25 protein-coding genes are annotated in these 23425 nt (G+C 61.5%); 7 read left to right on the top strand and 18 right to left on the bottom strand.

Annotation, left to right across the window (positions count from 1 at the left end):
• Positions 1-23: 23 nt before the first annotated feature.
• The 6 genes from PRZ03_RS14020 to PRZ03_RS13995 all read right to left on the bottom strand — a co-directional run bounded on the left by PRZ03_RS14020 (position 24) and on the right by PRZ03_RS13995 (position 4977).
• On the bottom strand, positions 24-263 hold the full coding sequence (locus tag PRZ03_RS14020) for a DUF2970 domain-containing protein (protein ID WP_263533984.1): 240 nt from the start codon (positions 261-263) through the stop codon (positions 24-26).
• The gene (locus PRZ03_RS14015; protein WP_409993964.1) at positions 260-892 is read right to left on the bottom strand and encodes a cytochrome c oxidase assembly protein; all 633 of its coding nucleotides are present in this window, start codon (positions 890-892) and stop codon (positions 260-262) included. Before PRZ03_RS14015 ends, PRZ03_RS14020 begins: the two co-directional genes overlap by 4 nt.
• Before the next feature lie 18 nt (positions 893-910).
• Positions 911-1027, bottom strand: coding sequence for a cytochrome oxidase small assembly protein (locus tag PRZ03_RS14010; protein ID WP_263533982.1), 117 nt, complete (start codon positions 1025-1027; stop codon positions 911-913).
• 5 nt (positions 1028-1032) lie between these two features.
• Positions 1033-2655 carry a cytochrome c oxidase subunit I gene (gene ctaD / locus PRZ03_RS14005; protein ID WP_263533981.1) on the bottom strand — a complete coding sequence of 541 codons (1623 nt, stop codon included), beginning with the start codon at positions 2653-2655 and terminating at the stop codon, positions 1033-1035.
• Between the two features lie 38 nt (positions 2656-2693).
• On the bottom strand, positions 2694-3887 hold the full coding sequence (gene coxB, locus PRZ03_RS14000; protein ID WP_409993963.1) for a cytochrome c oxidase subunit II: 1194 nt from the start codon (positions 3885-3887) through the stop codon (positions 2694-2696).
• A 169-nt stretch (positions 3888-4056) separates the two neighbouring features.
• A complete protein-coding gene (locus PRZ03_RS13995; protein WP_273600877.1) occupies positions 4057-4977 on the bottom strand; it encodes a class I SAM-dependent methyltransferase in 921 nt (306 codons plus the stop codon).
• 21 nt (positions 4978-4998) lie between these two features.
• Here PRZ03_RS13995 and PRZ03_RS13990 point away from each other — a divergent pair, with 21 nt between their 5' ends.
• Together PRZ03_RS13990 and trmL are read left to right on the top strand one after the other, a co-directional pair.
• Positions 4999-5754, top strand: coding sequence for a ComF family protein (locus tag PRZ03_RS13990; protein ID WP_273600876.1), 756 nt, complete (start codon positions 4999-5001; stop codon positions 5752-5754).
• Positions 5755-5787: 33 nt separating this feature from the next.
• Complete coding sequence (gene trmL / locus PRZ03_RS13985; RefSeq protein WP_263533978.1) at positions 5788-6258, top strand: tRNA (uridine(34)/cytosine(34)/5-carboxymethylaminomethyluridine(34)-2'-O)-methyltransferase TrmL; 471 nt, start codon at positions 5788-5790, stop codon at positions 6256-6258.
• Positions 6259-6281: 23 nt separating this feature from the next.
• Here trmL and PRZ03_RS13980 read toward each other — a convergent pair whose 3' ends face one another.
• From PRZ03_RS13980 to PRZ03_RS13950, 7 genes are all read right to left on the bottom strand, one after another.
• Entirely contained in the window at positions 6282-7304 is a 1023-nt protein-coding gene (locus PRZ03_RS13980; protein WP_273600875.1) for an NAD(P)H-dependent glycerol-3-phosphate dehydrogenase, read from the bottom strand.
• 73 nt (positions 7305-7377) lie between these two features.
• Positions 7378-7848, bottom strand: coding sequence for a protein-export chaperone SecB (gene secB, locus PRZ03_RS13975; protein WP_263533976.1), 471 nt, complete (start codon positions 7846-7848; stop codon positions 7378-7380).
• A gap of 108 nt (positions 7849-7956) precedes the next feature.
• On the bottom strand, positions 7957-8217 hold the full coding sequence (gene grxC / locus PRZ03_RS13970; RefSeq protein WP_263533975.1) for a glutaredoxin 3: 261 nt from the start codon (positions 8215-8217) through the stop codon (positions 7957-7959).
• Positions 8218-8219: 2 nt separating this feature from the next.
• A complete protein-coding gene (locus tag PRZ03_RS13965) occupies positions 8220-8630 on the bottom strand; it encodes a rhodanese-like domain-containing protein (RefSeq protein WP_273600874.1) in 411 nt (136 codons plus the stop codon).
• A gap of 126 nt (positions 8631-8756) precedes the next feature.
• Positions 8757-10268, bottom strand: a complete 1512-nt coding sequence (locus PRZ03_RS13960) for a methyl-accepting chemotaxis protein (protein ID WP_273600873.1) — start codon at positions 10266-10268, stop codon at positions 8757-8759.
• A gap of 60 nt (positions 10269-10328) precedes the next feature.
• Positions 10329-10763 (bottom strand): type 2 periplasmic-binding domain-containing protein, encoded by a 435-nt coding sequence (locus tag PRZ03_RS13955; RefSeq protein ID WP_273600872.1) that lies wholly within the window; start codon positions 10761-10763, stop codon positions 10329-10331.
• 13 nt (positions 10764-10776) lie between these two features.
• The gene (locus tag PRZ03_RS13950) at positions 10777-12024 is read right to left on the bottom strand and encodes a porin family protein (protein WP_273600871.1); all 1248 of its coding nucleotides are present in this window, start codon (positions 12022-12024) and stop codon (positions 10777-10779) included.
• 198 nt (positions 12025-12222) lie between these two features.
• On the opposite strand from PRZ03_RS13950, the gene gpmA reads away from it, so the two are divergent.
• Positions 12223-12966, top strand: a complete 744-nt coding sequence (gpmA, locus tag PRZ03_RS13945; RefSeq protein ID WP_263533971.1) for a 2,3-diphosphoglycerate-dependent phosphoglycerate mutase — start codon at positions 12223-12225, stop codon at positions 12964-12966.
• A gap of 58 nt (positions 12967-13024) precedes the next feature.
• Here gpmA and PRZ03_RS13940 read toward each other — a convergent pair whose 3' ends face one another.
• Positions 13025-13912: a ribose-phosphate diphosphokinase gene (locus PRZ03_RS13940; RefSeq protein WP_273600870.1), complete on the bottom strand. Its 888-nt coding sequence runs from the start codon at positions 13910-13912 to the stop codon at positions 13025-13027.
• A gap of 12 nt (positions 13913-13924) precedes the next feature.
• Entirely contained in the window at positions 13925-15496 is a 1572-nt protein-coding gene (locus tag PRZ03_RS13935; protein ID WP_273600869.1) for a thymidine phosphorylase family protein, read from the bottom strand.
• Positions 15497-15589: 93 nt separating this feature from the next.
• Here PRZ03_RS13935 and PRZ03_RS13930 point away from each other — a divergent pair, with 93 nt between their 5' ends.
• The 4 genes from PRZ03_RS13930 (at position 15590) to PRZ03_RS13915 (ending at position 21241) form a co-directional block, all read left to right on the top strand.
• Positions 15590-16885 (top strand): cyclic nucleotide-binding domain-containing protein, encoded by a 1296-nt coding sequence (locus PRZ03_RS13930; protein WP_273600868.1) that lies wholly within the window; start codon positions 15590-15592, stop codon positions 16883-16885.
• 132 nt (positions 16886-17017) lie between these two features.
• Positions 17018-17233 (top strand): hypothetical protein, encoded by a 216-nt coding sequence (locus tag PRZ03_RS13925; protein WP_273600867.1) that lies wholly within the window; start codon positions 17018-17020, stop codon positions 17231-17233.
• Between the two features lie 149 nt (positions 17234-17382).
• Positions 17383-19236, top strand: coding sequence for a patatin-like phospholipase family protein (locus PRZ03_RS13920; protein ID WP_273600866.1), 1854 nt, complete (start codon positions 17383-17385; stop codon positions 19234-19236).
• Between the two features lie 22 nt (positions 19237-19258).
• Positions 19259-21241: a bifunctional acetyl-CoA hydrolase/transferase family protein/GNAT family N-acetyltransferase gene (locus PRZ03_RS13915; protein WP_273600865.1), complete on the top strand. Its 1983-nt coding sequence runs from the start codon at positions 19259-19261 to the stop codon at positions 21239-21241.
• A 43-nt stretch (positions 21242-21284) separates the two neighbouring features.
• Here PRZ03_RS13915 and PRZ03_RS13910 read toward each other — a convergent pair whose 3' ends face one another.
• From PRZ03_RS13910 to PRZ03_RS13900, 3 genes are all read right to left on the bottom strand, one after another.
• Complete coding sequence (locus PRZ03_RS13910) at positions 21285-21692, bottom strand: ATP-binding protein (protein ID WP_263533964.1); 408 nt, start codon at positions 21690-21692, stop codon at positions 21285-21287.
• A gap of 14 nt (positions 21693-21706) precedes the next feature.
• The gene (locus tag PRZ03_RS13905) at positions 21707-22048 is read right to left on the bottom strand and encodes an STAS domain-containing protein (protein WP_263533963.1); all 342 of its coding nucleotides are present in this window, start codon (positions 22046-22048) and stop codon (positions 21707-21709) included.
• Positions 22049-22147: 99 nt separating this feature from the next.
• Complete coding sequence (locus PRZ03_RS13900; RefSeq protein WP_273600864.1) at positions 22148-23425, bottom strand: PP2C family protein-serine/threonine phosphatase; 1278 nt, start codon at positions 23423-23425, stop codon at positions 22148-22150.

The following is a 23425-nucleotide window of genomic DNA, read 5'->3' as shown; positions in this document are numbered from 1 at the left end:
GTCCTGATGACGCTTGATCGAATCTAGGCACCGGCGATACCGCTGCCAATGACCCACTGGACCAGCACCACCAACACCAACACGAATAAAACCGCACCCAAGATGCCGGCGATGATGACATGCACCGGGTTCAGTTGGGCTACATCTTTCTCATAATCGGCGCCGCGCCGCACGCCGAAAAACGACCAGGCCACCGCTCTCATCGTCTGCAAAAACGACAGGGGCCGCGCCACAGCCTGCTTCAAATCTTCGCCGGCCTTCATGAGGCCGAGCCCTTCAATCCTTGCACCGCCGGCTGCATCGCCGCCGTTTTCTTGACGCCCTTGCCCGCCACCTCAAAAAAGGTATAGGACAAAGTGATGGTCTTCACGTCTTTGGGCAGCTTGGGGTCAATCACAAACACCACCGGCCACTTCTTCGATTCACCCGGCTGTAGGGTGTACTCGTTGAAGCAAAAGCACTCCAATTTATTGAAGTGCGCGGTGGCTTGCTTTGGGGCATAGCTCGGTATTGCCTGCGCCGACATCGTCTTGTTCTGCACATTGCGGAACTCATACATCACCGTCGTCAACTCACCCGGATGCACCGTCAGGTACTTGGTCGCGGGACTGAACTCCCACGGTCCGCGCGAATTGGCGTCAAACTCGATCACGATGCTGCGGCTGTAATCGATCTGAGTGTTCTTGACGTCCTCGGCGCGCACCGCGTGCGTGCGCTCCGCCAAGGACAGCACATTGATGCCGAGCGCCGTGCATATCGCGCGGTACAGCGGCACCAAGGCGTAGCCAAAGCCGAACATCAAGGCCGTCACCACGACAAGCTTGCCGACCAAGTGCAGGTTGTCCCTGCGCAAGGCGGCGGCGAATCTCCAGGTATCGGGCTTCATGCTCATTGACTCAATAAAGCCGGCTTAGAAACCGAACAGCATGATCTTGCTGACAAAACCCACGCCGAACACGATCGCAACGCTGAGCAGAATCAGCGCCAAGCGCCGATTGCTCTTTTGTTGTTCAGGGGTAACTGCCATGGTGCTCAGCCAATGATCTTGGTGGCCGCGGCGTTCAGCTTGGGCGGCACTTCAAAGGTGTGGAACGGCGCCGGCGAAGGCACTTCCCACTCCAGGCCTTCTGCGCCTTCCCATGGTTGCTGCGGAGCTTTTTCGCCCTTGCCGCGCATCATCGGAATGACCACAAACAAGAAGAACCAGACCTGCATCAGACCGAAGCCGAAGGCGCCCACCGATGCAATCGCGTTGAAATCAGCGAACTGCAATGCGTAGTCGGCGTAGCGACGTGGCATGCCGGCCAGACCCAAGAAGTGCATAGGGAAGAAGGTGATGTTGAACGTGACCAGCGAGCCCCAGAAGTGGAACTTGCCTTTCCACTCGGGATACATCACACCGGTCCACTTCGGACCCCAGTAGTAGTAGCCAGCGAACATACCGAACAGCGAACCGGCCACCAGCACATAGTGGAAATGGGCCACCACGTAGTAGGTGTCCTGCACCTGAATGTCGATCGGCGCCATCGCCAGGATCAGACCGGTGAAGCCGCCCATCGTGAACACGAAGATAAAGCCCACAGCCCACAGCATTGGTGACTCGAAAGTCATCGAACCACGCCACATCGTCGCCAGCCAGTTGAAGATCTTCACACCCGTCGGCACCGCGATCAGCATGGTGGCGTACATGAAGAACAACTGACCCGTCACCGGCATGCCGGTGGCGAACATATGGTGAGCCCAGACGATAAAGGACAGGATCGCGATCGAAGCCGTCGCATACACCATCGAGGCATAGCCGAACAAGCGCTTACGAGCAAAGGCAGGCACGATCTGGCTGATGATGCCGAAGGCCGGCAAGATCATGATGTAGACCTCGGGGTGGCCGAAGAACCAGAAGATGTGCTGATACATCACCGGGTCGCCGCCGCCGGCGGGGTTGAAGAAGGAGGTGCCGAAATGGCGGTCGGTCAGCGTCATCGTGATCGCGCCGGCCAATACAGGCATCACGGCGATCAACAGGTAGGCCGTGATCAGCCAGGTCCAGCAGAACATCGGCATCTTCATCAGCGTCATGCCAGGAGCGCGCATGTTCAGAATCGTCACGACGATATTGATCGAACCCATGATCGACGACGCACCCATGATGTGCATGGCGAAGATGCCCGCGTCCATCGATGGGCCCATTTGCAGGGTCAGCGGTGCATACAGCGTCCAGCCAGCGGCGGGCGCGCCGCCAGGCATGAAGAACGAGCCCACCAGCAACAAGGCGGCAGGAATCAACAGCCAGAAGCTGAAGTTATTCATCCGTGCAAAGGCCATGTCGCCGGCGCCGATTTGCAGTGGAATCATCCAGTTAGCAAAACCGACGAAGGCCGGCATGATGGCGCCGAACACCATGATCAGGCCGTGCATGGTGGTGAACTGGTTGAACAGCTCAGGATTGAAGAACTGCAGACCCGGCTGGAACAGCTCGGCGCGGATACACAAGGCCAAGACGCCGCCGATCATCAGCATGGTGAACGAGAACAGCAGGTACAGGGTACCGATGTCTTTGTGATTGGTGGCGAACACCCAGCGACGCCAGCCCGATGGGGCATGGTGATCGTGGTGGTCATGAACGTCGTGACCGTGATGGTCAAGCACTGCACTCATGTTGTTTCCTTTTTCGATGCTTGTTGACGTTCAGACGCTTACTTGCGCGCTGCCAGGACTTCGGCCGGCTGCACCACTTGACCGGTTTGATTCGACCAGTGGTTCTTGGTGAAGGTGATCACAGCCGCCAGATCGGTATCGCTGAGTTGCTTCCATGAGGGCATGGTGTTCTGGTTCTGGCCGTTCAGCAGCACGGAGATCTGCTTGAGTTTCTCGTCGCTCAGCACCACGGCAGCACCGTCCAAAGGCTTGATCGGGCCCGCGCCCTTGCCGTCGGCCTTGTGGCAGGCGGCGCAATTGGTGTTGTATACCTTTTCGCCGCGCGCCAACAAGGCGGGCAACTCCCAAACCTTGCTCGGATCATCGGCCTTGGCGGACATGATCTTCTTCTGCTCGGTCACCCACTGTGTGTACGCCTCGGCGGAAACCACCTTCACATGGATGGGCATATAGGCATGCTCTTTGCCGCACAACTCGGCGCACTGACCGTAGAAGTCGCCTTCTTTTTCGGCCTTGAACCAGGTGTCGCGCACAAAGCCAGGAATCGCATCTTGCTTGACGCCGAAGGCCGGCACCATCCAGGCGTGAATCACGTCGTTTGCGGTGGTGATGATGCGGATCTTTTTATTGACCGGCACCACCAGCGGATGATCAACGCGGAACAAATAGTCATCGCCCGATGGCTTGCCGGAATCCGACATTTCCCGCTGGCCAGCATCCAAGGCCGAGATGAAGCCGATGCCTTCGCCCTCACCCTTCAGGTAGTCATAACCCCATTCCCACTGGTAACCGGTGGCTTTGATGGTCACATCGGCATTGGTGGTGTCCTTCATGGCCACCACCACCTTGGTAGCAGGCAGCGCCATCAAGATCACGATCACAAAAGGAACGATGGTCCAGGCGATCTCAACCGCCACGCTCTCATGGAAGTTGGCGGACACCGCGCCCTTGGACTTGCGGTGCTTGAAGATCGAATAAAACATCACGCCGAAAACGGCGACAAAGATCAACAAGCAGATGACCATCATGAAGTTGTGCAACCACATCTGGTCGGTCGCAATCTTGGTCACCGGCGGGTGCAGATTGAGCTGATTGACGGCCGGGCCGCCCGGCAGATCGTTCACCGCCAAGGCCACTTGCGTCGCCAGCGTTGCACCGGCCGCAAGTGCCAATTGCCCCACTTGCCCCAAGCGGCGCGCGGCCTGATGCACTCGTGCGTTCATCATTTTCATGGTCGTCACTCTTGTTTCTAATTCAATTCTGGGAAGCCGCAGGAATCAGCTCGCATTTGCGCCAGCTCAAGCCTTACGGCAAGTCCTGACCCTAGACTACGGGGTCAAATGTTGACTAATTAAATAGTTTAGCCTACCGCCATCACCTCTCTGTGGTCTTTGCGGCACTTCATGCCCCCGATCGGCGCACCATCGCCCGCATTTCTTCGAGTGAGAGGCTGCTTTCAGCGCTGACACGCAGCCTGGGCTTGGGCTTGAATGCATGCCCATAGACCAGCTCAAGACTGAGCTTCAGGCGCCCATCTCCGCTCCGCAAGCTCTCGAGTTCGGCCAACAATTTTTGCCGCCAAGCGCGCCCCCGGCTACCCTGGAAGCGTGCCGGCGCGAGATTGCCGCCCAGCGCACGCAGATCGCGCAGCAAGGCTTCGCCATCGGCCCAGGTCAAGGTGATGCGTTCCTGATCCATCACCGGGTCAGCAAAGCCGGCCGCCACCATGGCGTCACCGACATCGTGCATATCCCACCAATCCGGCGCGGTTTTGCCCCAGCCCATGCGCGCGAAAATAGCGCGCAATTCCACCAAGCTGTCCGGCCCCAGGCAAGAAAACATCACGAAACCGTCCACCGCCAAGGCCGTTGACCAGGCCTTCAAGGCGGCCGGCAAATCGGGGCTGGCATGCAAACACATATTGGCCCAGACCAAGTCCGCGCGTCCGGCCTCGACGGCTTCGGGGGCCAGCACCACGGCTTGCGAGCCTGCGGGCAAGAGTTGCCACCAAGCACGCTTGTTGGCGGCCGAGCTGCGCGCGCGCAGATCCGGCGTTACCTCCACCCACTGCTGCTCGGCCTTGGGATAGGCGTCGCTCAGCAGTTGCCCCGTTGCCCCCAAAAAGGCCGACCACTGCAATACCCGCTTGGGCTGCAACTTGATGATGGGGAGCCGCTCTGCCATCCGCGTGGCCACATCAAGATGCAGCCAAGGCGGCGCCTCGGCTTGGGCTAAACGACGGGCATGACGCGCAAGAGCAAGAGCATCCAGCTCTCGTGGGCCAGCGTTTTCGTACTTAGGGGGGGGAGGCGAAGCAGACATTGGGGGCAGTATATTGAAGCCATGTCTGAGCGCAGCCTCGCACCTCATAGACCCAGCTCGGTAGAGCGGGTACTGATGCGTTGCTCAGGTCAATGTGCGGTGTGCCGCGCTTGGTGCAAGCAGCATGTCTGTGGCGATTGCTTGATGCGTTATGCACGGCCGGCGCCACGCTGCTGGACCTGCGCCGCTCGCTTGGCCCCGGCATTGACGGGCCGGCGCGAAGCCAAGTGTGGCGCCTGCTTGCGTGAGCCTCCTCCCCTGGATCGCACGATCGCAGCGCTGGACTATGGCTTTCCTTGGGACGGCTTGCTGCAGCACTACAAATTTCACCAAGCGCTCGAACTGCGCGAAACCCTGCTGGAACGCCTCAACCAGGCGCTCAGCATTGCCGAGGCTGAAGCGCCCGATTGGCTGCTGCCTGTGCCCTTGACACAGGCCCGCCAGCGTGAGCGCGGCTATAACCAGAGCTACGAGCTGGCCCGCGCGCTGGCTAGGCAGCGCAAGCTGAATTGCGAGCCCGAGTTGCTATTGCGGGTGCGCCATACCGAGCAACAAGCGCAGCTGCCCCTGCATGAGCGCGCCACCAATGTGCAGCGCGCTTTTGCGGTCAAACCCACGCGTGCGGCAGAATTGCGCGGCAGCCATGTGGTCTTGCTCGATGATGTGATGACCAGCGGGGCCACGTTGTATGAGATCGCTCGCGTACTCAGACGGGCCGGCGCCGTCAATGTGCAGGCCTGGGTGGTAGCCCGCACACCAGACGCCAGCATTGCCTGAATTTCTCTCCTCCAAGATTTTTTCGAAAAACTCATGTTCCATATCGTGCTGGTGCAACCAGAGATCCCGCCGAACACCGGCAACATCATTCGTCTGGCCGCCAACACAGGCTGCAGCTTGCACCTGATCGAGCCACTAGGTTTCCTGATGGAAGACCGCCTGCTGCAGCGCGCCGGGCTCGACTATCACGAGTACACCGCCGTGCACCGGCATGCCAGTTGGAGCGCCTTCCTCAGCAAGCAGCAGCCGCCCGCCGAGCGCATGTTTGCCTTCACGACCAAGGGCAGTCGGCCGTTCTCGGAGATACATTGGCAGGCCGGCGACTACTTTGTTTTCGGCTCAGAGACAGCTGGGCTGCCCGAGGCTGTACGCGAGCAATTCGACCTAGCGCAACGGGTGCGTCTGCCCATGCTGCCTGAGCAACGCAGCCTCAATTTGAGCAATAGCGTCGCGGTGGCGGTGTTCGAGGCCTGGCGGCAAAACGGCTACGCGGGCGGCGGCTGAAACCGCACAAGCAAGAGCCTTGCTCAATGCTCGGATTTGGCTTGCCGGCCCATCAGCAAGTCAACCGCTGCCACCGGGCTCAGCCGCCCTTCCAGCACAGCCACCACCGCTGCGGTGATCGGCATGTCCACGCCCTTGAGTTGCGCGCGCGCCAAAACCGTCGGCGCGCTGTAAACACCCTCCGCCACATGACCGAGATCGTGCAGGATCTGCGACAGCGGCAGGCCCTCGGCCAAGAGCAGGCCAACGCGGCGATTACGCGATAAATCGCCGGTCGCCGTCAACACCAGATCACCCATGCCGGACAAGCCCATGAAGGTTTCACTGCGGGCACCCAGCGCCAGCCCCAGGCGCAACATTTCGGCCAAGCCGCGCGTGATCAACGCTGCACGCGCATTGAGGCCGGGCGCATCCGCACTCACACCAATCCGCTCGGCCCGCAGGCGCAGGCCGTCGGCCGTGCCGACCGCGATCGCCATCACGTTTTTGACCGCGCCGCCGACCTCGACGCCGATCGGATCGGCCGAGGTATAGACACGCAAGCGTTCGCTGTGAAAAGCCTCAACGGCGGCAGCCGCAAGTTCAGCGTCTTCGCTCGCTGCCACCAGCGCTGTGGGTTGGCCGGCCGCGACCTCTTGGGCAAAGCTCGGGCCCGACAAAATCCCGACGCGCAAGCGCGGCTGCACCTCACGAGCAATCTCATGGCCGAGCAAGCCGGTACCAGCTTCGAAACCCTTGCACAACCAAAGCACGCGCGCGCCATCGGGCAAGGCGAGCAGCATGCTGCGCAGCGCCGCCATCGGCGTGGCCACCACGATCAAGCCATCCTCTTGCGTGGCATGCGCGATTGCAGCAACCAGATCGGACTCGATCTGCAGCGCCGGCGGCAAAACCGCCTCGGGCAGATATTGACTATTGCGGGCCGACGCACGCATCACGGCGACCGCCGCTGCGTCGCGCGCCCACAACTTCACCTGATGGCGGCCACTGGCCTGAATCGCCAAGGCCGTACCCCAGGCGCCAGCGCCCAAAACACTGATTTTCATAGGCTTGCTCGACAAAAAAATACGCGCCCCGGCTGCCTGAAGCAGCGTGGGGCGCGTTGCATGCGGGAACCGATCAGTTCAGCGTTGGCGAGGCAGCTGCTTCGCGCTGGGCCTGTTGAGCTTCAAACATGGCCTGGAAATTAACTTCCGTCAGCAACACAGGCGGGAAACCGGCGCGGGTGCAAACGTCCGACACGATAGCGCGCAGATAAGGGTAAATCATCTGTGGGCAGACGATGCCCAGGATGCCCTCGACCTGCTCTTGCGGCACATTGCGGATCTCGAAGATACCGGCTTGCTTGGCTTCGATCAGGAACAAAGTACGCTCGCCGACCTTGGTGGTTACGGTACCGGTCACGCAGACTTCGAACACGCCTTCGGCCACTGGCTCGGCGGACAAGGCCAGATTGATATCAACCTGAGGCTGAGTCTGCTCCAACAGGATCTGGGGCGCATTGGGCTGCTCCAGCGACAGATCCTTCAGATACATGCGCTGAATCTGGAACACGGGAGCGTTGCTGGGGATGTTGTTCTCTTCGGACATGATTGCTTTCAAATTTGAGTGAGACCCGCCAAGCATTGCTACGGGCAACGCCGGCAATTATCACCTAGCGTTTATGACGATTTGCTGGGGGCTTCCCCCCTCTTGAAATTAGCCCGCTTGCAACAAGGCCTGCAGGCCACCGCGCTGATCCAGCGCGATCAAATCGTCGCAGCCACCGACATGGGTGTCGCCAATAAAGATTTGCGGCACGGTGCGTCGGCCGGTCAGGGCCACCATCGCATCCCGCTCGGTCGGATTCAAATCGATCCGCACTTCAAGCACCTGCTCCACGCCGCGTTGCTTCAGCAAGGCCTTGGCCCGCACGCAATAAGGGCAGACTTGGGTCGTGTACATCTTGACTGTTTGCATATTCAGGCACTCTTCTCTATGGGCAGGTTGGCTTCGCGCCAGCCATTCATGCCACCGGCAAGTGCCTGTGCATTCTCATAGCCCAGCTTGCGCAGCGTCGCCACCGCGCGTTGTGACCTGGCGCCGCTCTTGCACAAGACCACCAAGGGCAAGGCCTTGTTGGACGGCAAAGACTTGTGACCTTCCAGCGCATCCAAAGGGATGTTGCGGGCACCGGCCACGTGAGCGGCGGCAAACTCGGCCGGCTCACACACATCAATCACCACCGCCTTTTCGCGGTTCATCAAGCGTACCGCCTCGGCCGGGGACAGCGCCTTGCCTTGGCTGCTATTGACCAAGGTCGGCCAAAGCAGCAAACCACCGGACGCCAAGGCGGCCAGAACCAAAATCCAGTTATCGAGCAGGAAGTTCAAAGGGGGAGTCCGGTTATTGGAGAGATATCGGGGCGCCACAAGGGCGAAAAACGATGATTATAGAAAAAGGCCCGCCGGCATGCCGGCGGGCCTCGGTTTTCAAACTTGAACGCTTGGGTTTGAAGCTCAGAGCTTGAAGGTCGCCACCGCTGTTTGCAGCGCCTGCGCCTGGCTCTCCAGACTGCTGGCTGCGGCCGCCGCTTGCTCCACCAAGGCCGCGTTTTGCTGAGTCATTTGATCGAGCTGCGTGATCGATTGATTGACCAGACCGATGCCCTGACTCTGCTCGCCAGTGGCCGCTGTCACCTCGCCGATGATGTCCGAAACCCGCTGCACGCTGGCGACAATTTCGTTCATCGTGCTGCCGGCGTCTTGCACCAAACGACTGCCGGTTTCCACCCGGTCGACGCTGGCGCCGATCAGCGCCTTGATTTCCTTGGCCGCCTCGGCCGAGCGCTGCGCCAGGGAGCGCACCTCGCTCGCCACCACCGCAAACCCGCGCCCCTGCTCACCGGCACGCGCGGCTTCCACCGCCGCATTCAGCGCCAAGATATTGGTCTGGAAAGCGATGCCGTCGATCACGCCAATGATGTCGCTGATCTTTTTGGAGCTGGTGTTGATCTCATCCATGGTGGTGACCACCTGGCTGACCACCTCGCCGCCCTTGCGCGCGACGGTAGCGGCCGAACCGGCCAGCTGGTTCGCCTGTGCAGCCGCCTCGGCGCTTTGACGCACGGTGTCGGTAAGCGTTTGCATATTGCTAGAGGTTTGCTCCAGCGATGTAGCCTGCTTCTCGGTCCGCATCGACAAATCATGGTTGCCGACCGCGATTTCACGCGACGCCACCGACATCGAATCGGTGCCCGAGCGCACATTCGCGACGATGCCTGCCAAGCCCTGAGACACGTCGCGCACCGCGGCCAGCAAGCTCTCACTGGCACCCGGCGCCACGGTGATCGACTGCGACAAATCGCCGGCAGCGATCAGCCGCATCACATCGCGCGCATATTCTGGCTCGCCGCCCAGCTGGCGCCAGACGCTGCCGATGACCAAGAAAGAGCCCACACCCAGTGCAGCCACCACAACCAAGCCACTCACCAAGATGGCCGCCAAGCTGGACGACACGCCCGCATCGGCGGTCTTCAAGCCATTGTCAAAACCATCGCTGGCTTCGCGCCTGGCCTTGGCCACGTCGGCCTCGAAGACTTTCAGCGCGGCCTGCATCTTCGGGATGGCGCCGGCTTGATCGCCTTGCTTGATGCCCAAGAACAACTGGGCGGTGTCAACGGAGGCGGCAAAGTAGGCCTCAAACGAGGCCTTGAGCTTGCCCGCCGTGTCGGCCTTGCCGTCAATCTTGGCAATCGCATCGAGCAATTTGCGAATCGTCGCGGCGCGCTCATTGGCCTCGTCCAAGCGCTTTTTCTCACCCTCGGCCACCGCGCTCTGAATCGTCGCGCCCAGGGCATCCATTTGGGCGCCGAGCTGAGAGGTCGCATCCACAAAGGGGTAGTGCACCTGCTCGACCGCACTGATGGCCGAGGAAGTGCGCGCCGAGAAGGCCCACACGACCGCGATGCCGACCGCAAAAATCAAGGCCGCAAACACTGGCAGGAGCCAGATTCTTGTTCTCACATTCATTCGCTTCTCCAATGGCGGCGTGCCAACCCGGGTCGGCACGCCTGGGCCTGAGATCAACAATCAGTCTACGCTCAAGACCACCTTAACGCTGCCGTCCACTGCTGACTTTTCGATGTATCCGATCGCATCCGCATTCGCCGCGACAAACTTTTTCACATCGGCAGCCGTGGCCAGCTCCTTGGGCGGAGTGGCCTTGCCGGAAAACACCAGTCGCGACCAAGCCGCCTTGACCTGCGCCGCCTGCTTGCCGGTCACCTTGCTGTAGAACTGTTCGCGCGCCGCCGCCGATTCAGGCAAATCGGCCGCCATGGCCGCTGCGCCGCTGGGCAAGGTATTGCTCTTCCCCAAGAAAATCGCGCTGACCTGATCGGCCGTCATCGTCGCCGTGAGGCTTTTGGAGTTGACGATCACGGCCACTTGCGCTTGAGCCATGCCGGATAGGCACAGCGCCGAAACAAGAGCCAAGCCGCTGAAATATTGATAGTTGCTTTTCATGTCATCCTCCCGCTCAGAACACGAAGTCCACAGCGACGCTGTAGACATTGACCGTGTTCCTGCCGGCTATAAAGGCCTGCGATGGAGAGGAAAACAGGCCCGGCCCGTCCGCCTTGATTTGCTCGTACTGGCCCTTTACCGCGACATTGCGGTAAGCATCCCAGCGCACGCCGATCGCATTGGTTTTTTGCTGATTGCTCTGCGAGCGCAAGGTGCCATCCACCAGCGCCCTCAAGTCCTTGGTCAAACCAGGAATGGGCACGCCTGCTGGGATGGTGTTGTCGACATTGCTGGACTTTTGGCTCAGATCCGAGATCGTCACGTAAGGGGTGAACTTGCCCAGGCGATAGCCCAGCGTGGCATACCAGCCATCGGTGTCGGGCACGTAGGACTCGGTGCGACGCATCGTGTATTCAGCCATGACCAGCCAGTTGTCGCGGTCCAGCGTGACGCCGAAGCCGGTGAACGTGGCCTTTTTGTCGGTCGCATCCATCTGGTTGCCAGCCGCCGCAGCGCCGGGCACCGGCACCTTGCGCAAGATGCCCACCAGTTGCTTCAGCGAAGCGCTGTCAACCGTCAATTTGCTGTCCACATAGCCGGCCCGCAAGGTGATGCCGCCATCCAGCTCCAGCGACGCGTTGAAGCCCAGCATGCTGTCCATCGTGACGTCAACACCTTCGAAGACGGCTTTGGATTTGCCGGCATAGGCCTGCAAATTCAGCGTGGCGGAACCAATATTGGTTTGATAGCTGACATCGCCGCCATCAAAGTGGCTTACCGGCACCTGCCCGTACACATCTTGGGGCGGACGCAGCCAAGTATTGGCATAACCCACATCACGGAAGTCAGATACGGCAAAGAATGGTGCGCCCATGCGCCCCAAACGAACCGCCACCGAAGGGCTGAACTGCGCCTTGGCGAAGGCCCATTCCAGTTCGGGCTTGTAGCTGCCGTCGCCATTCTGTTTGGACAGGACTTGCATCGTCGCCGAGAACATTTTGTTCAGCTTGGCATTGACCTGCACACCGAGCTTGGTGTCCACGTCACCGCTCCAGGCCGTGGTCGCCCCGCGCGGTTGACCTGACACCACATAGCGAGCCTCGCTGGTGTCGGTGCCGACAGCGCCGACCGTGCCGAAGCCGGACAGCGAGAAAATCGAATCGGCAGCCGCAGGTTCTTGAGCTTGCGCTTGGGAATGGCCTACAAAGCCGGCCAGCGCCAGCACCACGGGCGATAAGCGCCCAACAGTCAGTCTCTTCATAAAGTCTCCTTCTTATTGAACATCCAGACCGCAACATGCCGAGCATGCACCGGCCACCAACGACATTGATCAGCTTATCGGCCAAACGTAACAACTATGTAACGTTTCTTTCGATTCAATCACTCGAAAAGCCGTGCTGCGCACACCGATAGAATCCGCAGCAGCCCAAATGGGCGGCCACTCTGAAGATCACATTCCATGTACAAACTCGTGCTCATTCGCCATGGCGAATCGACCTGGAACCTCGAAAATCGTTTCACCGGCTGGACCGATGTAGACCTGACCCCCACCGGCGTGGAGCAGGCCAAACAAGCCGGCCGCCTGCTCAAGGAAGCTGGGCTGGACTTCGACATCACCTACACCTCGATGCTCAAGCGTGCAGTTTGGACTCTTTGGCACTGTTTGGATCAAATGGATCGCACATGGTTGCCGGTTGTCCACAGTTGGCGCCTGAATGAGCGCCACTATGGGTCCCTGCAAGGCTTGAATAAAGCCGACATCGCCAAGCAATACGGCGACGAGCAGTTGCTGGTGTGGCGCCGTTCATACGACACGCCCCCTCCTGCCATGGAGCCAACCGATGTGCGCAGCGAGCGCAGCGATATCCGCTACGCCAAGATGAACCCGCTCGACATCCCACTGACCGAATGTCTGAAAGACACCGTCGAGCGCGTGATGCCGTTTTGGAACGATGCGGTGGCACCGGCGATCAAGCTGGGCAAGCGCGTCGTGATCGCTGCGCACGGCAACAGCATTCGCGCCCTGGTCAAGTATCTGGACAATATCGGCGACAACGATATCGTCGGCGTCAACATTCCCAACGGCATCCCGCTGGTCTATGAGCTGGACGCTGATCTGAAGCCGATCAAGAGCTACTACCTCGGCGACGCCGAAGCTGCTGCCAAGGCGGCCGCAGCCGTGGCCAGCCAGGGCAAGGCCTGAGTCCCGGGCGGCAAAGCGCAACAAAACGCAGCGGAGTCGCTGCGTTTTGCCGCCGGCGTTAGTTCAAACTACGCCAACCCTCGGCCAACAAGCCGGCCACCGAGACCGCATTGCTCGCATGGGCAACGGAATTGCTGCTCCAGACATGGCGCACGCCAGCCTCTTTCAGATGGCTCAGCGCATCGCCATTGAACAAGGCATGGGTCACAGCGACATCGACCGAGCTGGCGCCTCGCAGCAGCAACTGCTGGGCCGAGCCTATCAAGGTGCGGCCGGTTGAGGCCATATCGTCGAGCAAGACCACCGCGCGGTCGCTGACATCAACATCGGGCAAGACCAAGCTCACCTGATGGTCGCCCAAGCGAACCTTGTTGCCGATCGCATGCTGCAAGCCGCCCGCGCCGGCCGCTTCACTGACCCATTGCGCGGACTCTTCATCCGGCCCGATCAACAAAGCTCCCGGCACCTTTGCCGCCACCCATTGGCCCAGCAAGCGCGCTGCCGACAGCGTCACGCCGCAGCCGCCGGGCATCACCTCGTCAAGGCTGTTGATGCGGTGCAGATGCGGGTCAATGGTCAGCACATGGTCGAAGTGATGGGCCAAGAGCCTGGCGATGTGACGCTGGCTGACCGCCTCGCCGGGCGTAAATTCCATGTCTTGGCGCATATAAGCCAGGTAGGGCGAGAGCAGATCCAAGCGCTTTGCCCCCAACTCGCGCGCGGTCGGCGCCGCAATCATCAGCTCAACTAACTTGTCATTCGGCTGCTGCAGGCCGCGCAGCACCAGCACGGTTGCAGGCAGCGGCTTTGGCAGCACCAAGCGCATCTCGCCGTCTGGAAAACGGTGTCGGCTGATGAAACTCAGCGGCATACCTAAGGCCTCGGCCAACTCCAGCGCCAGCAGGCGCTCATCATCAAAGGCCAACAGCATTGCATTCGAAGTCATAAACAGGTCTTTTCAAAGAGAGAACATCGTGCCGCGGGCAAATTCATGCGGCAATTGGTCATCCGAACCCAGGCGGTAGGCCGAATCCTGTTCGGCATGCGCCTGCGCGAAGCGAAGATCGGCCTCGTACTGCGCATGAATACGGTAAAGCAGCTCACCGGCACGGACCGGATCGCCCAATTTCTTCACCAGTTGCAGGCCTGCGCCCGGCACTTGGGGCGCGCCAGCCAGGCCCGCGATGCGTGCAATGCGCAAGTTATCAATCGCCACCACAACCCCGTCACTGCTGGCCCGCAGCTCGGCGGTCAAGGCGCCCACCGCCGGCATTTCCGCGCGGCGCCCTTGAGCGTCGATGATGGCATTCATCTGCGCCAAGGCGCGGCCAGAATCAAGAATGTCGCGGGCGATGTTGTAGCCTTCGCCGCCACGCACATCGGGGTCGAATTCGATCATGCGGCCGGCCAGACGCAGCGCTTTTTGGCGCAAGTCCTGCGGCGCATCTGGCGCGCCCTGCAAGACCTGCATCACGTCGCGCGCCTCCAGCACCGGCCCGATGCCGCGCCCGATCGGCTGTCTGCCATCGCTGAGCACCACATCGAGCTGCAGACGCAGATGACCGGCCACATATTCAAACAGCTTTTTAAGCCGCTGCGCCTCGACCATGGAGCGCACCTTGGCGCTCGGGCCGACCGGAATATCCAAGACCAAATGGGTGGAGCCGGCGGCAATTTTCTTGGACAAGATCGACGCCACCATTTGGCCGGGAGAGTCAATCGCCAGCGGCCGCTCGACCGAAATCAAGATGTCATCGGCAGGCGACAAATCGGCCGTACCGCCCCAGGCCAGGCAGGCCCGCGTCGCCTTGACCACCTCCACCATGCGCTCGAAACTCAGCTCCACCGTGGCCAGCATCTCCATGGTGTCGGCGGTACCCGAAGGCGAAGTGATCGCGCGCGAGCTGGTCTTGGCACATAACATGCCATGCGCGCTGACGATGGGCACCACCAGCATCGAGGTTCGGTTGCCGGGGATGCCGCCTATGCAATGCTTGTCGACCACCGGGCCGGCGCCCACTTGCAGTTTCCAGTCGAGCTTGCGCCCCACCGCGATCATCGCTTCGGTCAGGTGCAAGACTTCCTCGCGGTCCAACTCGTACTGATTGGTCGCGACCACAAAAGCGGCCAACTCAATTTTTGAGTAACGCGCCTGCGCCACGTCACGAATGATGGCGAACAAGTCATCTTTGCTCAGCCGCTCGCCACCAATCTTGCGGCGCAACGCGGCAATCGAAGCCGGCGGCTCGGCATGTGCGATGCTGGCTGCGTGGCCCTGCGCCACGCCCAGTCGCGCAAACGCTTCCTCGCTAACGCCAAGCTCGCAGGCGCTGACGATTTGCGCGTCATCCACCACATTCAAGACCGCCAAGATCACCTGGCCATTGGCGTGAATCTCGACCTTGGACAGTGCCTGAAAGCCGGCCGCTCGCACCACCGGGCAATCGCGGTGCAGATAGGCGACGTTTTCACGCCATGTATCGATGCCGATGCGGCGGATGCTGAGCGAGATCTTGGGCGGACCATTCATGCGAGCACTGTAGCGGAGCCGCCGGCTTGGCCGGTTCAGCAAAGTCAAAGACTCATGTTATGTTGCCGCCTGCGCACCCATTTCTGCCCAGCCATGCACCTGATTCCCGAGCGTCGCGAGCCACCCAAGCATCCATTGGATGGCCTCTTGATGCAGCATTTGCCCAACTTGCTCGGCGAGGTTGACCCGCCCACACTGGCCTTGCTGCGCCAATCACTGCAATGGGTGGAATTGCCGGCCGGACAAACCTTGCTGCGCCAAGGTGAGCCCGGTGACGCCATGTATTTGTTGTTGCGCGGCCGACTGCGCACCTATATGGCCGACAGCAGCGGCGACAGGCCAGGCAGTGGCGAACAACGGATGGTGCGCGAAATCACCCGTGGCCAAGTGGTCGGCGAGATCAGTCTCTACACCAAGGAGCCACGCTCGGCGACCTTGGTGGCCGCCCGCGACTCGGTGCTGGTGCGTTTGGGCCAGGCTGAATTCGAGCATTTTCTGGCCAGCAACAAGCATGCCTCGCTGCTGCTGACGCGGCAAATCATTCAGCGCCTGCGCACCGAGAACTCAAGCGCACCGCATCAGCTCTCGGCCACCATTGCCTTGCTGCCGATCAGCGCCGACTTGGACTTGAGCGCGCTGGCCGCGGCCTTGGCCGAACAGCTGCGCCCCGGCGCCCGTGTCGCCACGATAGCGACGGCGCTCACGGATGCCGAGTTAGAAGAAATCGAGGCCAGCCATGACTATGTGCTGCTGCTGGCCGACGCGCACCCGAGCCGCTGGAGTGAGACTTGCGCACGCCATTGCGATGAACTGTTGCTGGTCGGCGACACCGCGCAGGTCCCCACGCTGCATCCGAATGAGCATGCCTTGATGCTGCGCCGCCCCGCCTCCAGTGGCGCCCATGAAACCCTGCTGCTCCTGCATGCCAAGGCGGCGGCACCATCGCGCGTCGTGCGGGCCTGGCTGGCCTGCCGGCCGGCGCGCTTTCATCTGGAGTTTCAGCGCGGTCTGGCCCGCGACGCGGCCAAGCTAGCCGAACGCATCAACCGCCACAGCCGCAGCCCCGGCAAGGCCGTCGCGGCGGCATGGCGTTTCGGGCCGGCTGACGACACCTCCCGCTTTGAGCTGCAGTTGCGCGAGCGCCGGCTGCTGGACAAAGGCGTCGAAGTCGCTCTTGGTGCGCGCGCCTTGGACTTGCTGCAACTGCTGCTGGAGCGGCCAGGTGGTTTGGTCACCAAGGGTGAAATGCTGGACCGGGTCTGGCCCGGCTTGGTCGTGGAAGAGAACAATATCTCGGTCCAGATCGCCACGCTGCGCCGCGCCCTGGGTCGTGAACTGATACGCACCGTGGCGGGGCATGGCTACCGTATCCAGGCACAGCCGTCCTAGGAGTTTGTAAGGGCGCCCCACCGGCCACCCTTGTTTCACAGAATTTTCAGAACCCTGCTCAGCTCTTGCCGCGATAGTGCGCCTAAGCGTCACCGAACAGACGCATGGCGAAGAGGGTCTGAGATGAACACCATGTTGAAACGCATTGCCGCATTGCTGGAGGGCCGCCATGTCCATATTGGTCTGCCCTTGAGCCAAGGCAAAGCGGCAAGGAGCGACACTAAATCGGTCGCCGCGCCGGGCACCGCGATCGGAGAGCAAGACTTCTGCGACACCGACATCTCCGTCGCCTGGCTTTGCGAAACAAGCAACAAGATCCGGATAGTCAAGCGCAGCAGCACACGCTGAGCCCGTTTTGGCGCGGCAACATGCTCCCAAGCTGGTGCAAGCACCCACGACCCAGGGAAAACCAGCAAACCCAGCGCCGCCATCGACGTGGCTTTCCTGTTACGTTCGACCCTTAGCCTTAGACCTGCATTTTCCTATCCGCGCTTGCCATGCCCGAAGCCTCTGCCGCACACCCACAACACCTAGAAGCACTACTGCGCCAGCACTTGGCCGCATTGCTGGGCGAGATCGAACCGCAAGCCATTGAGTTGCTGCTGCAACACCTGGAATGGGTGGAAGTATCCGCCGGCCAGGCCTTGATGAATCAAGGTGACGCCGGCGACGCCATGTATCTGCTGCTCAGCGGGCGTCTGCGCACCTATATCAGCAATGAATTTGGTGAGACCCGAGCGGTGCGCGAGATCGGCCGTGGCCAGATCGTCGGCGAGATGAGTCTGTTCACCGACGAGCCTCGTTCCGCCACCTTGGTGGCCATCCGCGACTCGGTGCTGGTGCGACTGGGCAAGGAGCGCTTCAAACAATTGCTGGCGATCAGCGGGCAGGTTTCGATCGCACTAACGCGGCAAATCATCGTCAGGCTGAAGACCGAAGGTACGCGCTCGCTGCCCGATAAGCCGGTCACGATTGGCGTACTGCCCGTCAGCGCTGGCCTTGATCACGCCAGTTTTGCCGCTCAGCTCGCCCAGCAGCTCGGCGGCTTCGGGCGCGTCGCCATGGTGTCCGCTGCGAGCATAGGACTCACCTTGGGCGACCCCGCCATCTGTGAGCGCCCGCGCGCCGACACCGAGGCCACTCGCCGCATCGCGGTCCATCTGGACCACATCGAATCCGACCATGATTTCGTCATCCTGATCGGCGACGACGGCCCCACACCCTGGACCGAGCGTTGCTGCAGGCATAGCGATGAATTGCTGCTGCTGGCCGATGCCGATCAGCCCGCGCAGCTGCACCTCATCGAAACCCAATGCTTGATCAGCCGCCCGCCGCGCACCGATGCGACCGAGATCTTGGTCTTGCTGCACCCCCAGGATCGCCTGTCTCCGCAGGGCACGCAGGCTTGGCTGGCTCGAAGGCCGTTGGCCGGCCATGTGCATATTCGCCCACAGCTGCCGCGCGATTTGACACGCTTGGCGCGCTTGGTCAGTCGCAACGGCGTTGGCCTGGTGCTGGCCGGCGGCGGCGCGCGCGGTCTGGCCCATATCGGCATCTACCGCGCGCTGACCGAACGCGGCATCGAGATCGACCTGGTGGGCGGCACCAGCATCGGCGCGGTGATGGCAGCCTTGGTCGGCACTGACCGTTCCATCGACGCGGTCACGCTCGCCGCTCAAAAGGCCTTTGCCACCAATCCAACCGGCGACTTCAATTGGTTGCCGATGATCTCCTTGATCCGCGGGCGGCGCCTGCGCCGCGTGGTGGCCGGCTCGATCACCGAGCTGACCGGTCACGACGCGCAAATCGAAGACTTGTGGAAGAACTTCTTTTGCATCGCGACCAACTACTCGCAAGCGCGCGAGCAGCTGCTGGCTCAGGGCTCGCTGCTGAAGTCCTTGCTGGCCAGCGTGGCGATTCCCGGCGCGCTGCCGCCCGTCGTGCTGGGCGGCGACCTGCTTTGCGACGGCGGCACCTTCAACAACTTACCCGCCGACGTAATGCGCGGCCGCTGGGGCATAGGCCGGGTCATTGGCGTGGACCTGGGCTCCAACAAACCGCGCCGCTTTGAATTCGACGAAGTGCCCGGCAGCCTGGCCCTCTTGCGCGACAGCCTGCGCCCGCGTTCCAAGCGCCGCTACAAACTGCCCGCGCTGTCGGCGCTGCTGATGAACGTCACCGTGCTCTACAGCACCTCCAGGCAGCGCGAGGTGCGTAAGTTGATCGATCTCTATTTCAACCCGCCCTTGCAGCGCATCGGCATGTTGCAGTGGAGTCGCTTCGACGAATTGGTCCAGCTTGGCTACCAACATGCCTGCGAAGTGCTGGACGCCCAAATACCTAAAAAATAGCTTGAAGCCGGAGTTGGTGCCCATGAACAAGCCGCTTGAATCCGCATCCCCAAACAACGGCGCCGCCGGCCTGTTGAACCGCTTGACGCAGGCCTGGAAGGGCCGCTTTGCGAGCGCCGAGGCCAAGCCTGATGATGATGGCAGTGGGCCGGCCGTGGATCCGCGCCTGGCCTTGTGTGCCGAGAAGATCTGCAGCGCACCAATGGCTGTCGCTCAAATCAAGCCCGGTGACCATGTTTTTGTGGGCACGGCTTGCGCAACGCCGCGCGCGTTGGTGGCCGCGCTGGAAGCGCTCTCGCCGGCCCCGCAAGATGTCGAGCTGCTGCACTTTCTGACCGACCAAGCCGTGCAACAAGGCGCCAATGGCCAGCCGCAAACCAAGTATCAGCACCGCTGCTTCTTCGTCGGCCAAGATTTGCGCAGCGCGGTCAAGCTGGGCCTGGCCGACTATGTACCGATCTCGATCGCGCGCGTGCCGCAGCTGATCGCGATCGGGCGTATTCCGCTCGACGTGGCGCTGATCCAGGTCTCCATGCCCGATGAATTCGGCTATGTGTCCTTGGGGGTCTCGGTCGACATCGCCCCGGCCGCCGTGGCCAAGGCCCGTTTGGTGATTGCCGAGGTGAACCCGCATATGCCGCGCAGCATGGGCGACTCGACCCTGCATGTGGGCGAGATCGATTGGCTGGTCCCGGTGGACACGCCGGTGATCGAGTACACCCACCCAGCCCAGCAGACCGAGGTGGTCGAGAAGATAGCGCGTTACATCAGCAGCATCATCGATGACGGCTCGACGCTGCAGATCGGTATGGGTCGCTTCAGCAACGAAGCACTCAAGTATTTGACCGACCGCCAAGACCTGGGCATCCATTCCGACGTCATCACCGACGCCATCATCCCGCTGCTGGAGCGCGGCATTCTGACCGGCCAGCGCAAAAGCAATCAGCGCGGCAAGATCGTCAGCAGCTTTGCGATGGGCACGCGTCGGCTCTACGATCTGATCGATCGCAACCCGATGTTTTCTTTCCAGCCCATCGAGGCCGTCTGCGATGCCTGGACGCTGGGCTCGCAGCACAAGCTGGTGTCGGTGACGCAGGCCTTTGCCGTGGACCTGACGGGCCAAGTCTGCGTCGACCAATATCAGGGCGACTTCTACAGCGGCGTGGCCGCTCAGGCCGAGTTCTTGCAAGGTGCATCGCGCTCGCCCGGCGGCAAGGCCATCATTTGCCTGGCCTCAACCGAGGAAGACGGCCTCAGCTCCCGCATCCGCCCCGCCCTGCTGGCCGGCGAAGGAGTGGCCATACCGCGCAGCGACGTGCATTACGTGATCACCGAATACGGCATCGCCTATCTGTTCGGCAAGTCGATCCGCGAGCGGGCGGTGGCGATGATTCAGATTGCTCACCCGAGCGCGCGCCCGGGGCTGTTCGAACAAGCCCAGGCGCTGGGCTATGTGTCGGGCGAGCAGAGCTTGCGTAATTTGCAGGCCTATGCCGTCGAAGAAGAGCGTCAGCTGCAGCTCAAGGACAAGCGCCCGGTCTTGCTGCGTCCGGCCTGCCCCAGCGACGGCGAAGGCATTCGTAGCCTCTTCCATCAACTGCCCGAACATGACATTTACACGCGGTTTTTCCGCCGTCTGCGTGGGCTGTCCAACCGCGATGTGCAACGCCTGTGCAATCTGAATTCACAAACCGAGGTCGGCCTGGTGGCTTGCGTCGGCACACGCGAGAACCCCAAGATCATTGCGCACGCGATGTATATGGTCGACCCCGGCACCAATTTGGCCGAGACCGCCTTCATGGTTCACCCCGACTGGCAAGGCCAAGGCCTGGGTGCCCTGCTTCAGCAACGCATGAGTGAACATGCCAAGGCGCGTGGCGTGCGGGGCTTCGTCGCCGAGGTCTTGGCCAATAACGAACACATGATCAAGCTGGCGCGCAGCCTGGCCGACAATGTGCAGGTCGAAAGCCTGGGCTCTTCGGTGAAAATCACCAGCTTGCTATAACTGCGCAATGAGCTGCGCAGTGAGCCGCGCAATGACGCGGCGCTCAGCGCCGGGCCAGCGCTATCGTCAAGCGATTGCGTCCCTCGGTCCGCGAATAGCTCACCGATAAAGCCCGCTTGCGAACCAGCATCAGCCCCAAACCGCCGGGCGCAGCCTCGGCAATCGACTGGGGCAAGACGGGCTCGGCGGCCTGGGTGGGATCAAAAGCCAGGCCCTCGTCTTCAAACCGAAGGTAGACCGCCTCGTCATCACACCAGGCGCTGAACTCGATCAGATGCAGGCCGGCGTCCTTGAACGCGTGTAAGGACGCGTTCATCAGACTCTCCTCCAGCACCAGTTCCAGGTTGAACAAGACCTTGGCATTCAGCGCCTGCGGGGCCAGATAGGCCAGCAAGGCCGACCGGGCAGTCTCAAGAGACTCCAGCTTGTTCGGCAGAGACAGGCTCAACATTTGAGCAGAGCAACTCAAGCCAGCAAAGAGTCAACCGCTTGCTGCTGGGTCGCCACCAAGGGAATGATCTGATCCACCGCCGCTTGCTCCAACACGTCTTGCACCAGTTCCTGGGCCCCGAACAAGACCATCTTGCCACCCTTGGCATGCAGAGCGCGGGCGCTGGAGATCAAGAGGCGAATGCCCATCGAAGCGATGAAGGGCACGCCGGCCAAATCCACCAAGGCATGTTGGCCGGCAGCGGCCGTCGAGGCGGTGAATCGAACGCCGATTTGATCAGCACCCGCAGCGTCCAGCCGGCCTTGCAAGCGCACACAATGCGTCGCCGCGTCAATTTCAGTAACTTCAAGTTCCATGCTCATTCCTTGTTAGCTCGGCCCAGGCCTTGGGCCTGAGCAGCTTGCACACGCCCGGTTGGCCGCTTGCCAGCGAGCCTAGCTCAAACACATGACAAATCAGTGACGAGGCGCTGCGGCGCGTTTCAAGAGCAGCATTGTGATGTCGTCTTCTTGCGGCGCGCCGCGAGCAAACTCCCTCACCGCGGCCAAGATCAGCGCCGACAGATGTTCTGCCGATGCGTCGCAATGCTGCGCCAGCAATCGCTCGACCCGCCCGCGCCCGAACTGCTCTGCATCAGGCGCCTCGTATTCGTAAATACCGTCGGTCAGCAGGCACAAGATATCGCCCGGCGCAAATTCGATCTGCACCGGCGGGCGCAAGTTCGTGATCGGCATCGCACCCATTGGGAAGCTGGTGGCTTTGTAGCTGACGCAAGCCCCTGTGGCCGCCTGAAAATGAAGAATAGGGCCCTGCCCGCCACTCAGGAAACGCAAACAATGTTTGTCCGTGTCCAGCAGGCCGATAAAGGCGGTGACAAAGCGGCTGTCCGCCAAGGTGGCGGCCAATTGATCATTGACCTTGCGAAACGCCGTCTCCAGGTCCGCCCCAAAAGAGAAGGCCATGCGCAACATGGCATGCATCTGCGTCACCGACAAGGCCGGCGCGATGCCGTGCCCGGTGGCATCGCCCAGGACCAAGAGCAGGCCTTGCTCGATCAAGGCAATGTCATAGGTATCGCCGCCGGTCAAGGAGGCCGGCAAAAAAGTGCCATGCATGTCGTAAGCGGGAATCTGCGGCAGCACCGCCGGCAGCGTCGACAGCTGCACCGCACGGGCCAGTTCCAACTCCTGACGCATGCGCTCGCCTTCCAGCATCGCTGCCGTCATGCGCACCCGGCTCAAGGCCATCGCACATTGGGCCGCCAGGGCCTGCGCCAAGCCCTCGTCTTCGGCCTCAAACACGCCGTCCATGCGGTTCAGTACCTGCATCACCCCCACCAATTGCCCGGCATGGTCAATCAGGGGCAGCGTCAAACTGCAGTGGGTGTGGAATCCCGAACGCTTGTCGACCTCGGGATTGAAGCGCGGGTCGGCGTAGCAGTCGGGGACATTGATCAAACAGCGGTCGCGCGCACAAGCACCGACCAGCCCCGCGCCCACGGGCAGGCGCACCTGGGACACGTCCTTTGAAACTTCGAGCACCAACTCCTCCGCCTCGCTGTCCAGCAGCCAGATAGAGCTGCGCTGGGCGTGCAGCACTTGGCGCGCCGCGGCTGCCACCGTTTGCAGCATGGTCGGCAAATCAAATGGCGCGGCGAGCGCGCGCGTCACCGCCAACAGCGCGCGCATCTCCTCCTGGGTCAGGGGCGGATGGCTGCTCGCTTGAGGGCTCAT

The sequence above is a fragment of the Roseateles albus genome (genome assembly GCF_028595345.1).
In the GTDB taxonomy this organism is placed as follows: domain Bacteria; phylum Pseudomonadota; class Gammaproteobacteria; order Burkholderiales; family Burkholderiaceae_C; genus Paucibacter_A; species Paucibacter_A albus.
Note: the sequence above shows the minus strand (reverse complement) of the source record. Positions and strands in the feature narration are given on the sequence as shown.